General features: G+C 62.1%; 1 protein-coding gene. It reads left to right on the top strand.

The window, feature by feature from the left end; translation table 11 throughout:
• A partial coding sequence (locus G8O24_RS43815) for a carboxyl transferase domain-containing protein (RefSeq protein WP_283815686.1) occupies positions 1-240 on the top strand: 240 nt, incomplete at both ends.

Here is a 240-nt window from a genome sequence, read left to right as displayed (position 1 = left end):
TCGCCAATATCTTTCCGGACGAAGGGCAGGCCGGATCGATCATGTACAATCAGGTAAAGATGTCGGCCGAGAATATCGCGCAGATCGCCGTCGTTCACGGCCCTTCGACCGCGGGCGGCGCTTACATGCCGGCGCTCTGCGACGACACCGTCATCATCCGCAATCAGGGCGCCATGTTCCTGGGCGGACCGCAACTGGTCTATGCCGCGACCAAGGAAGAGGTCGGCGTCGAAGCCCTCG

This window comes from Bradyrhizobium campsiandrae (assembly GCF_014529705.1).
GTDB classification, from domain to species: Bacteria; Pseudomonadota; Alphaproteobacteria; order Rhizobiales; family Xanthobacteraceae; genus Bradyrhizobium; species Bradyrhizobium campsiandrae.
The sequence above is the reverse complement of the archived record's forward strand: the minus strand, read 5'-3'. Positions and strand labels throughout refer to the sequence as shown.